Genomic DNA, 13,455 nt, shown 5'->3' with positions numbered 1-13,455 from the left:
TATCCAGTTTTGAAGGAATAACAAGAATTTCTTCTTGATAAACTTTATCATAAGATATTATAATAGTTAATGTCTTATAAAATAGAATAATGTCTGGTGGCGATGGCGAAGAGGCCACACCCGTTCCCATTCCGAACACGGAAGTTAAGCTCTTCAGCGCCGATGGTAGTTGGGGGATCTCCCCCTGTGAGAGTAGGAAGTTGCCAGGCTGTATTCTGTTAAATAATGATATATACATTTATTGAGATAATATCTGTTTCAGTTTTTCATTTTAACTATTCCGCAGTAGCTCAGTGGTAGAGCATTCGGCTGTTAACCGAACGGTCGTAGGTTCGAGTCCTACCTGCGGAGCCATGCTTCCATAGCTCAGCAGGTAGAGCACTTCCATGGTAAGGAAGAGGTCAGCGGTTCGAGCCCGCTTGGGAGCTTTCTGATTTTTTGTAATTCTACTGGCCCCTTGGTCAAGCGGTTAAGACACCGCCCTTTCACGGCGGTAACACGGGTTCGAATCCCGTAGGGGTCACCATTATTTTACGGAGGATTAGCTCAGCTGGGAGAGCACCTGCCTTACAAGCAGGGGGTCGGCGGTTCGATCCCGTCATCCTCCACCATGTAAATGCCGGTGTAGCTCAATTGGTAGAGCAACTGACTTGTAATCAGTAGGTTGGGGGTTCAAGTCCTCTTGCCGGCACCATTTAGATTTTTTATTCGTGGAGGGGTAGCGAAGTGGCTAAACGCGGCGGACTGTAAATCCGCTCCCTCCGGGTTCGGCGGTTCGAATCCGTCCCCCTCCACCATTTGAAAAATATTTTGTGCATCAGTTATATATTCTAGTCTTAAGGGAATTATACAATTATCACCTATTTTATATCATAGATTTGTTCTATTGGGCTATAGCCAAGCGGTAAGGCAACGGACTTTGACTCCGTCATTCGTAGGTTCGAATCCTGCTAGCCCAGCCATTCGAGCCATTAGCTCAGTCGGTAGAGCATCTGACTTTTAATCAGAGGGTCGAAGGTTCGAGTCCTTCATGGCTCATTTACTTCCTGCGGAAGTAGTTCAGTGGTAGAATACAACCTTGCCAAGGTTGGGGTCGCGGGTTCGAATCCCGTCTTCCGCTCCAAGGAATATTTTTAATACACGTGGGGCCTTAGCTCAGCTGGGAGAGCGCCTGCCTTGCACGCAGGAGGTCAGCGGTTCGATCCCGCTAGGCTCCACCATCTAACTACATAACACCAAATTTTCGTCTTAAACCTGACTGGTTTAAGGCTTTTTTTATTTCATAGATTTTGGATGCGCATACTTATGCATAAAATTGTTAGGTTGAACCATTTGAATTTTCAGTTATATTATAGAAATAGTAAAGGGGGATGCTAACAATGACGGTGAGTAAAATATCTATTATTGGGTTACCGATGGACCTTGGACAAACTAGGCGCGGAGTAGATATGGGACCAAGCGCAATACGGTATGCCGGAGTGGTTGAGAGATTAGAAGCACTTGAAATAGAAGTTGATGATTTAGGCGACATTGTTGTTGGAAGGCCTCGCTTAGAAGAAAACCTCAAGTCCAATTTAAAAAATTTGGAACTAGTGGGGAAAGGAAATGCTTTACTTGCAGAAAAGGTGGATGAAATTATTGAGAACGGTTCCTTTCCTCTTGTTTTAGGTGGGGATCACAGCATCGCAATTGGCACGCTTGCGGGAGTTGCGAAACATTATGATAAGCTGGGTGTGATCTGGTATGATGCTCATGGTGATTTAAATACCGAGGAAACCTCACCCTCTGGAAATATCCATGGAATGCCTTTGGCGATAAGTCTAGGAATTGGCCATCCGGATTTGGTGAATATGTATGGCTATGCCCCTAAGATTAAGCCAGATAATATCGTCATAATTGGAGCACGTTCTCTTGATCATGGAGAAAAAGAGTTAATCCGGGCTAAAGGAATTAAGGTTTTTACAATGCATGAAATAGACCGGCTTGGCATGGCAAAAGTAATGGAAGAAACCATAAGCTACTTAAAGGGTAAGACAGACGGGGTACATTTATCACTGGATCTAGATGGGATTGATCCTCAGGATGCCCCAGGTGTAGGAACACCGGTAATTGGCGGGATAAGTTATCGCGAAAGCCATTTGGCTATGGAAATGCTTGCAGAGGCTTCAATAGTCACATCTGCAGAGTTTGTGGAGGTAAATCCAATATTGGATGAACGAAACAAGACCGCAAAAGTGGCAGTTGCGCTAATGGGTTCCCTCTTGGGAGAAAAATTGCTTTGAAAATAAAACAGTAACCTCGGGGTTACTGTTTCTTCGTTAAGTAAATATATTGATTTATTAGTTTGTCCAATTCAGTGCTGGCTTCTACCACCTGATGGTCGACCATCGAAGAATATGAAGCTAAATCAATCATTCTTTCTCTACACTCTTCAATGTTTCGTAAAAGCTGTTCCGCGGTCATCTGAAAATTCCTCTCTTTCCCACCTTTTTTTCTTTCTTACCCTAATTATTCATTTTATAAACATAAGATCGGCATCTTTGTTAATATTATAATGAGGTTTTTGAAACCTTTTTGCGTGCGAACCGTAAATGTCGTATAGCCGCTTGAGCGGAGGTAAACAGAAAGAATGGAAGCTATCGTAAAACAAAGGATAAAACAGGTTTTAAAGGGAGATCAAAACTCCTTTGCTGAAATTGTCGAGCTGTATAAGGATAAAGTTTTCCAAATTTGTTACAGGATGCTCGGCAACAAACATGAAGCAGAGGATTTAGCACAGGAAGCGTTTTTGAGAGCATTTGTTAACATTCATAGTTTTAATATCAACATGAAATTCTCGACCTGGCTTTACAGGATTGCGACCAATTTATGCATCGACCGGATCAGAAAGAAAAAGCCTGATTTTTATCTTGATGCAGAAGTAGCTGGTACAGATGGTCTTGATATGTATTCCCAAATTGCCGCTGAAACTGTTTTGCCGGAAGATGAAGTAGAGTCCATGGAAATTCAGGAAACCATACAGGCAGCAATCAAAAAGTTGCCGGATAAGTACAGAGCCCCGATTGTACTCAAGTATATTGAGGAATTATCGCTAAAGGAAATCAGTGAAATACTGGAATTGCCTGTTGGAACAGTGAAAACCAGGATACACCGTGGCCGAGAAGCATTAAGAAACCAGCTGCGCCATTTATAGAGAAGAAGGTGAGAATGATGAAATGCCCTGATGAAATCATCAGCTTGATGCATGAGTATTTAGATGAAGATATAACGAAGGAAAGCGAAGCGGTTTTGCGCGGGCATTTACGTAGTTGTGAAGCTTGCCGGACGCATTTGCATGAATTAGAAAAGACGGTTATCCTCATCCAAAGCACCTCCGGACTTTCTGCTCCTGCTGATTTTACAAAAAAGGTAATGTCTTCACTCCCGAAAGAAAGGAAAAAAGTAGGTGCGGAACGCTGGATGAAAAACCATCCGTTTTTGATTGCTGCATCGGTATTTCTCTTATTGATGGCAGGTACTTTATTCGGAACGTATACGCAGGACGAACAATTTTCCGTTTCTAGGCAGCCAAACCTGATGGTTGAAAATGAGATGGTGGTGGTTCCGAAAGGTGAAACTGTAAATGGAGATGTTGTAGTGCAAAATGGGGATATACGGATCGAAGGCACGGTAAATGGTAATGTTACAGTGATCCATGGGCACCAATATCTGGCGTCGGCGGGAAACGTAACTGGAGAGATTAATGAGATTGACCAGGTCTTTGAATGGCTCTGGTTTAAAATAAAAAATACGGGAAAAGCCATTTTTGAAATCAATGAAAACAAGTAACTCAGGATGAAGATTTGTTCCTGAATAAATCACCGGATTTCCGTTGGAAAAAACGTTATACTTTTCCAATGAAAATCCGTTTTTTTAGAACTATTTTTTAGACACACTTTGCAGTTTCAATCTATAATGTTAAAGATGTAGCGGGATAAACTATGATATAATAGTAAAGTTACAATTGAATTTATTTCATAAAAGAGTATTGCCGACTGGAGGAAGTAATATGTCGTTATCCAATTTTACTTTCCTGGATTTTATCGTCAATTTCATCGATATTCTCCTTGTCTGGTTTGTGATATATAAACTCTTGATGGTTATTCGGGGCACAAAAGCTGTTCAGCTCTTAAAAGGGATTTTTGTGATTGTCATTGTACATAGCCTTAGCCGGCTGATTGGATTGAATACAATCGGTTGGTTAATGCAACAAGCGATGAATTGGGGTATCCTTGCAATCATTATTATTTTCCAGCCTGAACTGCGGCGGGCCCTTGAACAACTAGGAAGAGGGAAACTGTTCACAAGGAGTGCTGTACAAGAAGAAGATGAACAAGACCGATTGGTCGAGGAAGTCATCAAAGCTGCTTCATATATGGCAAAAAGGCGTATTGGGGCTCTGATTTCCATTGAACGGGAAACAGGATTAAATGATTATATTGAAACTGGAATACCACTCGGTTCGAAGATTTCCAGTGAATTGTTAATCAATATTTTTATTCCGAATACTCCACTCCATGACGGGGCTGTAATTATCCAGAACAAGCAGGTAGCCGCTGCTGCCTGTTATTTGCCGCTTTCGGAGAGCCCTTTTATTTCAAAAGAGCTTGGTACAAGGCACCGTGCCGCACTAGGTGTGAGTGAAGTGACGGATTGTATCACCATTGTGGTATCAGAAGAAACAGGAGCGATCTCCCTTACTAAAAGTGGAGACCTGCACCGGGATTTAGATCAGGACACCTTTAGGGAATTGTTGTTGAACGCGTTGGTTCTCGACAATCGATCAACTTCTTCAGTACGCTGGAATTGGAGGGGGAGGAAAGATGGATAAATTAATGAATAGCACCTGGTTCATCCGGATTGTTTCCCTTGCCTTGGCTGCTCTATTATTTACTTCCATTAATCTGCAACCTGAATCCAGCAAAGGGCAGATGGGCTTCAACACTCCGGGCCAGACATATTCGGCAACCATTGAAAATGTACCTGTTGAGATAGATTATGATCAGGAAAACCTAGTGGTAACCGGAGCGCCCCGTACAGTGGATGTTACATTAAAAGGGGCTAAGCCTTTGGTGGTTTCAGCGAAAAACCGTGGCGACCTTAGAGTATATATTGATTTATCAGACCCGGAGATATCTCTCGGGAAGAAAAACGTGCGTATGAAGGTCCGGGATATGAATGAAAAATTAACTGCTACTATTAATCCAGAAGTTGCTACTGTTACGATACAGGAACGAGTTACGCAGCAGTTTTCAGTCGATCCCGAGTTTAACCGGTCTTTACTTAAGGACGGGTATGAGGCAGGACAGCCGATCGTTAATCCTGAGACCGTAAAAATAACCGGCGCAAAAGATTTGATTGAAAGAATTGCATATGTAAAAGCAATTGTTGAGTTAAATGGCGGTATTACGGACACTGTACATCAGACAGCGAAAGTCCAGGCCCTTGATCGGGATTTAAATAAGCTTCATGTTTTAGTTGAACCGAGCGAGGTAAATGTTTCCATACATGTTAGTATTCCATCAAAAAAGGTGCCAATAGTAGCATTCCAAACAGGAACCCTTGCTAACGGATTAAAAATAAAAGATATTAGCGTGGAACCGAAAGAAGTGACTATATATGGCAGTGAATCGGTACTCGCGGCAATAAAACAAGTACGGTTGCCAGTTTCATTGGACAATGTAAAAGGTGATACAGAGCTTGACTTGCCGATTGAACTTCCTGATAATGTTCAAAAAATCTCGAAGGACACAGCTACTGTTAAGATTACGACTGAAAAAGAATCCACAGAAAAAGCGGTTCAAGATGAACCACAGAAGAATCAGGAAGAACAGCAAGAAGAGGAAGTAGTCGCTCAAACAAAAACATTCCATGACATTAAAATACAGACTGTCGGGTTGACCGACGAAATGATCCTTACATTTATTTCTCCCGCATCAGGGCGGACAAGTATTACCCTTTCAGGGGACCCAGACAACCTGAATAAAATAACGGAGTCGGACATCAACCTTTCCGTAAACGTTAGTGAACTTGAAGAAGGAAAACAAAATACAGCGATACAAGTTAAAGCACCAAGCAATGTGAAATGGGAGCTGCCATCGGCTAATGCAACGGTTTCAATTACGAAAAAAACATTGGAACATAGAGGATCGGTAGACAACATATGAAGAAGGAGCGATTTTGATGGGTAAATATTTTGGTACAGATGGAGTCAGAGGCGTAGCGAACAGTGAATTAACACCTGAACTTGCTTTTAAACTTGGCCGTTTCGGCGGATATGTACTGACGAAAGATACGAATCGTCCAAAAGTATTAATAGGCCGTGATACACGGATTTCAGGTCATATGCTTGAAGGGGCACTTGTAGCGGGGTTATTGTCGATTGGTGCGGAGGTAATGCGTTTAGGTGTAATCTCTACTCCGGGAGTAGCCTATTTGACAAAAGCTTTGAGTGCAGAAGCAGGTGTCATGATTTCTGCTTCCCATAACCCGGTTGCTGATAATGGAATAAAATTCTTTGGTCCTGATGGTTTTAAGCTATCCGACGAGCAGGAAGCGGAAATTGAGCAGCTCATGGATTTGCAAAATGATGAACTTCCACGCCCGGTAGGTGGTGAACTGGGACATGTTAACGACTATTTTGAAGGTGGACAGAAATACATTCAATATTTAAAACAGAGTGTTGATGAAGAATTTACCGGCATTCACGTGGCTCTTGACTGTGCACATGGTGCAACTTCTTCATTGGCAACTTATCTATTTGCGGATTTGGATGCTGATGTATCTACAATGGGCGCTTCACCAAATGGTTTGAACATTAACGAGGGGGTTGGATCTACCCATCCAGAAGCGCTAGCTGCCTTCTTAAAAGAAAAAGGAGCAGATGTCGGTTTGGCTTTTGACGGTGATGGTGACCGTTTGATAGCTGTTGATGAAAATGGAGAGATCGTTGACGGAGACCAAATTATGTATATTTGTGCAAAATATATGAAGGAACATAACCGTTTGAAACACAGTACTGTTGTTTCTACAGTTATGAGCAATCTGGGCTTCTATAAAGGCCTGGAAGAACATAATATCGAAAGCGCACAAACGGCTGTTGGTGATCGTTATGTCGTAGAAGAAATGAAAAAAGGTGGATACAACCTTGGTGGTGAGCAATCTGGACATATTATTTTCCTTGATTACAACACGACCGGAGACGGATTATTAACAGGCTTGCAGCTTGTGAATATTATGAAAGCGACCCAAAAACCACTTTCCGAGCTTGCTGCTGAGATGAAAAAATATCCTCAAACTCTTGTGAACGTTAGGGTAACTGATAAGCATGGCGTTACTGAAAATGCTAAAGTACAGCATGTCATCAGAGAAGTGGAAGCAGAAATGAACGGAAACGGAAGAATTTTAGTAAGACCTTCTGGGACGGAGCCGTTAGTTCGTGTCATGGCGGAGGCTCCAACGGCAGAGCAGTGCCGCCAGTATGTAGATCGCATTGTAGCGGTTGTAAAAGAAGAAATGGGATTAAACGAGTAAGAATGGATATGCATAAGAGGAACTTCCTTCCCTCTTATGCATATTTTTATATAAAGTGCTGTTTAGGGTATCTTCTTCGGGGTAAAAATGGGTAAGTCATATTATATTGACGTGTATAGAAAGATAAGATATTATATTCTCATGCTTTTGCAATTTTGGTTGTAAAGGCTACATTTATTTTTACTCTAAAGAAGGGAGAAAAAGGTAGCACTTTTAAAAAGCGCCTGAACTAAGCAAGGAGAGATTGCTTAGTTGACGAGGAGGAGGTTTATCGAGATTTCGGCGGATGCCTCCCGGCTGAACGTGCACAGCCGCAGAAATTTTCACCTTAAAACAGCGGGGTAACCTGTTGCACAAAGGGTGGAAAATGCACACATAAAAATCTCAGAGACGAGGGGGGCAGGAGTGCCCCCGTGCATTCCTGTTCCCCAGATCGATTGTAGGAGGAACAGTATTTATGTGTGGTATTGTCGGTTATATTGGAAATAGTGATTCAAAGGAAATTCTATTGCGAGGATTAGAAAAGCTTGAGTACAGGGGATATGATTCTGCCGGTATCGCAGTAAAGAACGATCAAGGAGTCCAAATTTTTAAAGAGAAGGGGCGTATTGCGGACCTTCGTGCTATTGTGGACGAAAACGTTTTGGCTCATACAGGCATTGGGCATACCCGCTGGGCAACACATGGAGTTCCAAGCAGGCATAATGCCCACCCGCATCAGAGTACTTCAGGCCGTTTTACTCTTGTCCATAATGGAGTAATCGAAAACTATGACCTTTTAAAGCGTGAATATTTACAGAATGTGACGTTCCAAAGTGATACGGATACTGAGGTCGTCGTACAGCTGATCGAAAAGTTCGTGAACAACGGATTGGAAGCTGAGGAAGCATTCCGTAAAACATTAACTCTTTTAAAGGGTTCATATGCCTTTGCACTATTAGATAACGAAAACGATGAAACAATCTTTGTTGCGAAAAATAAAAGCCCGCTGTTAGTCGGTGTGGGAAATGGGTTTAACGTAGTTGCGTCTGACGCCATGGCTATGCTGCAGGTAACTGATCAATTCCTTGAGCTGATGGATAAAGAAATGGTTATCGTGACAAAAGAAAATGTAACGATCCAAAAGCTGGACGGTGAAGTAGTAAACCGTGACCCATTTACAGCAGAGCTGGATGCAAGCGATATTGAAAAAGGAACATATCCGCATTACATGCTAAAAGAAATTGATGAACAGCCGGCTGTTATGCGCAAAATCATTCAGGCATACCAGGATGACCAAGGTAAGCTGGCTATTGATTATAATATTACAGAAGCCATGAACCAGGCAGACCGCATCTATATTATCGCTGCGGGAACAAGTTATCATGCTGGATTGGTCGGAAAGCAGCTGATCGAAAAGATGGCAAAAATTCCAGTGGAAGTTCACATTTCCTCTGAGTTTGTTTACAACATGCCATTGCTTTCTGAAAACCCACTGTTCATTTTTATTTCACAAAGTGGTGAAACAGCGGATAGCCGTGCGGTTCTTGTAGCAATCAAGGAGCTTGGTTATAAAGCCTTGACGATTACAAACGTAGCAGGCTCCACATTGTCCCGTGAAGCGGATTACACGTTGCTGCTCCATGCAGGCCCGGAGATCGCCGTTGCTTCAACTAAGGCATACACAGCTCAAATTGCTGTTCTGGCTATTTTAGCTAACGTAACTGCTAAATACCGCAACCAGGAAATTGACTTTGATCTTGTTCAGGAGCTTGGAATTGTAGCAACAGTCATGGAAGCTCTTGTCGACTCTAAAGAGCAAATGGAAGAGATTTCTCGACAGTACTTGTCAGTGACACGAAATGCCTTCTTTATCGGCCGCGCAATGGACTACTTTGTAGGCATTGAAGGTGCGTTGAAGCTGAAAGAAATCTCTTATATTCAAGCTGAAGGATTCGCAGGAGGCGAATTAAAACACGGTACGATCGCTCTTATTGAAGAGGGAACACCAGTGTTCGCACTTGCTACTCAGGAATCCGTGAACTTAAGCATCCGCGGTAACGTGAAAGAGGTTGCAGCTCGCGGAGCATTCCCATGCATTATTTCCATGAAAGGTCTTGAAACGGAAGAAGACCGCTTTGTCATTCCGGAAGTGCATGAACTATTAACACCTCTTGTCTCTGTAATACCGTTTCAATTAATTGCTTACTATGCAGCCCTGCACCGCGACTGCGATGTGGATAAACCGCGTAACCTGGCTAAGTCGGTTACTGTGGAGTAAAATATTAATTTGAAACTGAGTTGGTACTGTCAAAAGCATCGGTTACTGGACCGATGCTTTTTGCGTTGTAAAAAGTGGCGCAAAAATGTTCAAAGATCCCTATCTCAGTTCTGGTATTTTTAATCAAACGTTTGATTAAAGTTATGTACGATTTGTAACAAAAGTTGTTTATCCATTGTACGGCTATATCAAAGTTTGAAGCAGATATCTTACTATCCAATCGAAAAAAATTGAAACCAATTTTTGTTTCATTCGTACTATTTATTATGGTTATATATTATTTCAAAAATCCCTTTCAAACCCATAATAAACAATTTTTTACTGGGTTAAGTTGGTAGTTTACTATATATATTAGTACTTATATAAAAATAACACGATTTGAATAATTATCACTTGAAAATAATAATAATATTTTAATATAATATCTAACATACCTACTAATAAGGAGTTAGATCATTGATCCATCTTGCTTTCAAACTATTTCTTAAACAAGTATCTTTATATATATTTCCTCTGTTAACTGGAGGCTGGGTATTTACACCTTTCTCCCCCCATTTTTTAGGAGCAACCATTGGCGTTCTTGTAAGTGTATATTGTATGTGGGTATTAGGCAGGCGCATTCAGGAAATTCAGGAGCGCCTTGCAGCAGGGAAACGGATGCGGTCGTTAGGGTTTGTTAATCGTTGTGCCGCTGCTCTTTTAGGAGCAATTATCCTGTATGAACTTGAGCATCAAATGGTTATGGAGGCGTTTGCTGCTGGAATAATGGGGGGATATTTCCTCATGACGATTAATTTAGGATATTTCAGCATGCAAGAAGCTAATGGAAAAAAATTTTAATAGGCAACAATCTTAGTGCAGCCGATCAGGTTGCACTTTTTTGGTGCCTATTTATTTATTTGGATTAAAAATAATTTTACGTTTTAAAGTTTAAGTGTGTAGTATATTTCAGTAGTTCTACACGATAAGTTTAATCAAGCGGTTTTTCTTACATAAAAATTGTGTATTAATGTAGTAGCACTGTCTAGTCATGAGTAAAAGGAGAATATAGCTTATGTCAATGAACGAACAAGTCCCGGAGGACAAAAGCCTGGATAACAGCCTCGCATTAATGCAGGAGGGGTATTTATTTATCAAGAACAGGGTTAATCAGTACCAGTCTGATCTGTTTGAAACGCGGTTACTGGGGCAAAAGGTGATTTGTATGAGCGGGGAAGAAGCGGCAAAGGTATTCTATGACCCCGAAAGGTTTCAGCGTACAGGTGCTGCCCCAAAGAGGGTGCAAAAAACGTTATTTGGAGAGAATGCAATCCAGACAATGGATGGCGAAGCACATACACACCGGAAACTTCTTTTTATGTCGTTAATGACTCCACCGCATCAGATGAGACTCGCCCATCTTTTTATGAATAAGATGCAGGCTTCTATCAGCAAATGGGAGAACGCAGATAAAATCATCCTATTTGATGAAGCACAGGATGCTTTATGTCGGGCAGCATGCGATTGGGCGGGAGTTCCGCTAAAGGAATCTGAATTAAAAGATCGGGCAAATGATTTCAGTGCCATGGTAGATGCCTTTGGAGCGGTGGGGCCTCGTCACTGGAAAGGAAGAAGAGCCAGAACCAGAGCTGAAGAATGGATCCAACAGGTCATTGAAGATGTCCGAGCTGGCAAACTCATGGCTTCGGAAGGGTCGGCACTACATGCAATGGCCTTTCACAAACAGCTTGATGGCTCACAGCTGGATTCTCAAATGGCTTCGATGGAACTTATTAACGTTTTACGACCGATTGTTGCAATCGCCACCTTCATAACCTTTACTGCTTTAGCACTATATGAGCATCCACAGTATAAAGAAAAGCTGCAGGTAGGTGACAGTGATTATCTGGAAATGTTCATACAGGAAGTTCGCCGATATTATCCATTTGGGCCGTTCCTAGGTGCAAGAGTACGGAAAGATTTTATCTGGAATAATTGTGAATTCAAAGAAGGAATGTTAGTACTGCTAGATATGTATGGTACAAATCATGATTCGAGGCTGTGGGACAGGCCGAATGAGTTCTTACCGCAGAGATTTAAAGATTGGAAGGGAAGCTTATTTGATTTCATTCCACAAGGCGGTGGCGATCCGGAAAAGGGACATCGTTGTCCTGGAGAGGGTATTACCATTGAAGTGATGAAAGCGAGTCTGGATTTTCTCGTGAACAAATTGGAATATGAAGTTCCGAAACAAGACTTAAGCTACAGTCTATCCAAAATGCCAACATTGCCACAAAGCAGATTTATAATCAGTAACATCAAAGGAAAATAAGATTTTATAAAAAAATGAAAAAGAGATACAAGCCCCTGCCTGTATCTCTTTTTCGTAGTAAGATGCGGATGAGAGGACTTGAACCTCCACGGTATTACTACCACTAGAACCTGAATCTAGCGCGTCTGCCATTCCGCCACATCCGCGTAATTTATATAAAGTTACAAAAACAATTATAACAGAGGTGTGAAATTAAAACAATCCTTTCATATAAGCCAAAACGGGACCGATTTAGTGGGCGAGTACCGTATTTTGCCTTGTCTTAACTTTATCAACTTTGGGTATAACATAGTAAATATTTATTTACTGAGCACTATAATGTTTCTGCCCGAGGAGGAAATACGATGAAATGGAGAGGAAGGCAAGGAAGCTCAAATGTCGAGGATCGTAGAGGAATGGGGGGGAAAGGAATCGCAGGAATTGGAGGCGGGCTCGGATTGGTGATCGTTCTTATTTATACTCTGCTTGGCGGAAATCCGGGAGATTTATTGGGAAACATCCAAAATCCCGGCTCCAATGACCCCGCTCCCTATGTAGAAACCGAGCAAGAGAAGGAGCTTGCACAGTTCGTTTCTGTCGTTTTAGCGGATACGGAGAAGGTATGGAGTGAGGAATTCCAAAAAGAAGGCTTAGGAGAATACAAGGAACCAACTCTTGTTTTATATTCTGGCAGTGTTCAGTCTGCGTGCGGTGCAGCAAGCTCCGCCGTTGGGCCGTTTTATTGTCCGGGTGACCAAAAGCTGTACATTGACCTGAGCTTTTATCAGGAGCTTCAAGACAAATTCCAGGCATCCGGTGATTTTGCAATGGCGTATGTAGTTGCTCACGAGGTAGGCCACCATGTGCAGACCCTTTTAGGGACCACTGATAAGTTAGCTTCCCTCCGCCAAAGATTAAATGAAACAGAGTACAATAAGTATCAGGTTCGTTTCGAATTACAGGCTGACTATTTGGCTGGGGTTTGGGCTCATCATGCCCAAGGGATGGATTTGCTTGAAAAGGGAGACCTAGAGGAAGCTATGAATGCGGCCCATGCTGTTGGGGATGACACCATCCAAAAGAGGTCCCAAGGATATGTTGTACCTGATAGCTTTACGCACGGAACTTCCGAGCAGAGGAAAAGCTGGTTTTACAAAGGATTCCAAAATGGGAGTATACAAGGCGGCGATACATTTAATGCAAAAAATCTTTAAAAATAGGTATTTAAATGAGCGAATGTCGTCTAATTTTAATCAAGGCCTCTAATGCTTTTAGGCATTTGGGGCCTTTGCTATTTTTATATTAAACCATATGGAAGTAAAATCTAAGAGAA

The 13,455-nt window shown here is 42.0% G+C and carries 11 protein-coding genes, 11 tRNA genes and 1 rRNA gene; 21 read left to right on the top strand and 2 right to left on the bottom strand.

From position 1 onward, the window contains the following. Positions 1 to 92 precede the first annotated feature (92 nt). The 12 genes from rrf (at position 93) to rocF (ending at position 2,282) form a co-directional block, all read left to right on the top strand. Positions 93 to 209: ribosomal RNA gene (gene rrf / locus CUU64_RS12720) — 5S ribosomal RNA — on the top strand. A gap of 70 nt (positions 210 to 279) precedes the next feature. Continuing rightward, positions 280 to 354 (top strand) — tRNA-Asn (locus CUU64_RS12715). A gap of 1 nt (position 355) precedes the next feature. Then, a tRNA-Thr gene (locus CUU64_RS12710) sits at positions 356 to 428 on the top strand. A gap of 23 nt (positions 429 to 451) precedes the next feature. Then, positions 452 to 526 (top strand) — tRNA-Glu (locus CUU64_RS12705). A 9-nt stretch (positions 527 to 535) separates the two neighbouring features. After that, positions 536 to 611: transfer RNA gene (locus CUU64_RS12700), tRNA-Val, on the top strand. Between the two features lie 7 nt (positions 612 to 618). Further along, positions 619 to 694 (top strand) — tRNA-Thr (locus CUU64_RS12695). A gap of 18 nt (positions 695 to 712) precedes the next feature. Then, positions 713 to 797: transfer RNA gene (locus tag CUU64_RS12690), tRNA-Tyr, on the top strand. A 90-nt stretch (positions 798 to 887) separates the two neighbouring features. Further along, positions 888 to 962, top strand: a tRNA-Gln gene (locus CUU64_RS12685). Between the two features lie 3 nt (positions 963 to 965). Next, positions 966 to 1,038, top strand: a tRNA-Lys gene (locus tag CUU64_RS12680). A 10-nt stretch (positions 1,039 to 1,048) separates the two neighbouring features. Beyond that, positions 1,049 to 1,123: transfer RNA gene (locus CUU64_RS12675), tRNA-Gly, on the top strand. 21 nt (positions 1,124 to 1,144) lie between these two features. Then, positions 1,145 to 1,220 (top strand) — tRNA-Ala (locus CUU64_RS12670). A 159-nt stretch (positions 1,221 to 1,379) separates the two neighbouring features. After that, complete coding sequence (gene rocF / locus CUU64_RS12665; protein WP_101634002.1) at positions 1,380 to 2,282, top strand: arginase; 903 nt, start codon at positions 1,380 to 1,382, stop codon at positions 2,280 to 2,282. Positions 2,283 to 2,304: 22 nt separating this feature from the next. Here rocF and CUU64_RS12660 read toward each other — a convergent pair whose 3' ends face one another. After that, positions 2,305 to 2,463 carry an aspartyl-phosphate phosphatase Spo0E family protein gene (locus CUU64_RS12660; RefSeq protein ID WP_101634001.1) on the bottom strand — a complete coding sequence of 53 codons (159 nt, stop codon included), beginning with the start codon at positions 2,461 to 2,463 and terminating at the stop codon, positions 2,305 to 2,307. 166 nt (positions 2,464 to 2,629) lie between these two features. On the opposite strand from CUU64_RS12660, the gene sigW reads away from it, so the two are divergent. The 8 genes from sigW to cypC all read left to right on the top strand — a co-directional run bounded on the left by sigW (position 2,630) and on the right by cypC (position 12,143). Continuing rightward, positions 2,630 to 3,193, top strand: coding sequence for an RNA polymerase sigma factor SigW (gene sigW, locus CUU64_RS12655; protein WP_101634000.1), 564 nt, complete (start codon positions 2,630 to 2,632; stop codon positions 3,191 to 3,193). Between the two features lie 17 nt (positions 3,194 to 3,210). Continuing rightward, a complete protein-coding gene (locus tag CUU64_RS12650; RefSeq protein WP_101633999.1) occupies positions 3,211 to 3,828 on the top strand; it encodes a zf-HC2 domain-containing protein in 618 nt (205 codons plus the stop codon). A 220-nt stretch (positions 3,829 to 4,048) separates the two neighbouring features. Then, the gene (cdaA, locus tag CUU64_RS12645; RefSeq protein WP_101633998.1) at positions 4,049 to 4,870 is read left to right on the top strand and encodes a diadenylate cyclase CdaA; all 822 of its coding nucleotides are present in this window, start codon (positions 4,049 to 4,051) and stop codon (positions 4,868 to 4,870) included. Further along, on the top strand, positions 4,863 to 6,206 hold the full coding sequence (locus CUU64_RS12640) for a CdaR family protein (protein WP_101633997.1): 1,344 nt from the start codon (positions 4,863 to 4,865) through the stop codon (positions 6,204 to 6,206). The genes cdaA and CUU64_RS12640 overlap by 8 nt, the downstream gene beginning before the upstream one ends. A gap of 16 nt (positions 6,207 to 6,222) precedes the next feature. Further along, on the top strand, positions 6,223 to 7,572 hold the full coding sequence (glmM, locus tag CUU64_RS12635; protein ID WP_101633996.1) for a phosphoglucosamine mutase: 1,350 nt from the start codon (positions 6,223 to 6,225) through the stop codon (positions 7,570 to 7,572). 457 nt (positions 7,573 to 8,029) lie between these two features. After that, the gene (gene glmS / locus CUU64_RS12630; protein WP_101633995.1) at positions 8,030 to 9,832 is read left to right on the top strand and encodes a glutamine--fructose-6-phosphate transaminase (isomerizing); all 1,803 of its coding nucleotides are present in this window, start codon (positions 8,030 to 8,032) and stop codon (positions 9,830 to 9,832) included. Positions 9,833 to 10,288: 456 nt separating this feature from the next. After that, positions 10,289 to 10,672 carry an ATP synthase subunit I gene (locus tag CUU64_RS12625; RefSeq protein ID WP_101633994.1) on the top strand — a complete coding sequence of 128 codons (384 nt, stop codon included), beginning with the start codon at positions 10,289 to 10,291 and terminating at the stop codon, positions 10,670 to 10,672. A 220-nt stretch (positions 10,673 to 10,892) separates the two neighbouring features. Next, entirely contained in the window at positions 10,893 to 12,143 is a 1,251-nt protein-coding gene (cypC, locus tag CUU64_RS12620; protein WP_180954589.1) for a CYP152 family fatty-acid peroxygenase CypC, read from the top strand. Between the two features lie 63 nt (positions 12,144 to 12,206). Here cypC and CUU64_RS12615 read toward each other — a convergent pair. After that, positions 12,207 to 12,289, bottom strand: a tRNA-Leu gene (locus CUU64_RS12615). A 198-nt stretch (positions 12,290 to 12,487) separates the two neighbouring features. Here CUU64_RS12615 and ypfJ point away from each other — a divergent pair. After that, positions 12,488 to 13,336, top strand: coding sequence for a KPN_02809 family neutral zinc metallopeptidase (gene ypfJ, locus CUU64_RS12610; RefSeq protein WP_101633992.1), 849 nt, complete (start codon positions 12,488 to 12,490; stop codon positions 13,334 to 13,336). Positions 13,337 to 13,455 lie beyond the last annotated feature (119 nt).

Source organism: Bacillus sp. V5-8f, assembly GCF_002863565.1.
Lineage (GTDB): Bacteria > Bacillota > Bacilli > Bacillales > DSM-1321 > Peribacillus.
Note: the sequence above shows the minus strand (reverse complement) of the source record. Positions and strands in the feature narration are given on the sequence as shown.

Bases quoted from the DNA above. Each gene is read 5' to 3' on its own strand.
- rocF (WP_101634002.1), top strand. From the start codon at position 1,380: ATGACGGTGAGTAAAATATCTATTATTGGGTTACCGATGGACCTTGGA.
- CUU64_RS12660 (WP_101634001.1), bottom strand. From the start codon at position 2,463: ATGACCGCGGAACAGCTTTTACGAAACATTGAAGAGTGTAGAGAAAGA.
- sigW (WP_101634000.1), top strand. From the start codon at position 2,630: ATGGAAGCTATCGTAAAACAAAGGATAAAACAGGTTTTAAAGGGAGAT.
- CUU64_RS12650 (WP_101633999.1), top strand. From the start codon at position 3,211: ATGAAATGCCCTGATGAAATCATCAGCTTGATGCATGAGTATTTAGAT.
- cdaA (WP_101633998.1), top strand. From the start codon at position 4,049: ATGTCGTTATCCAATTTTACTTTCCTGGATTTTATCGTCAATTTCATC.
- CUU64_RS12640 (WP_101633997.1), top strand. From the start codon at position 4,863: ATGGATAAATTAATGAATAGCACCTGGTTCATCCGGATTGTTTCCCTT.
- glmM (WP_101633996.1), top strand. From the start codon at position 6,223: ATGGGTAAATATTTTGGTACAGATGGAGTCAGAGGCGTAGCGAACAGT.
- glmS (WP_101633995.1), top strand. From the start codon at position 8,030: ATGTGTGGTATTGTCGGTTATATTGGAAATAGTGATTCAAAGGAAATT.
- cypC (WP_180954589.1), top strand. From the start codon at position 10,893: ATGAACGAACAAGTCCCGGAGGACAAAAGCCTGGATAACAGCCTCGCA.
- ypfJ (WP_101633992.1), top strand. From the start codon at position 12,488: ATGAAATGGAGAGGAAGGCAAGGAAGCTCAAATGTCGAGGATCGTAGA.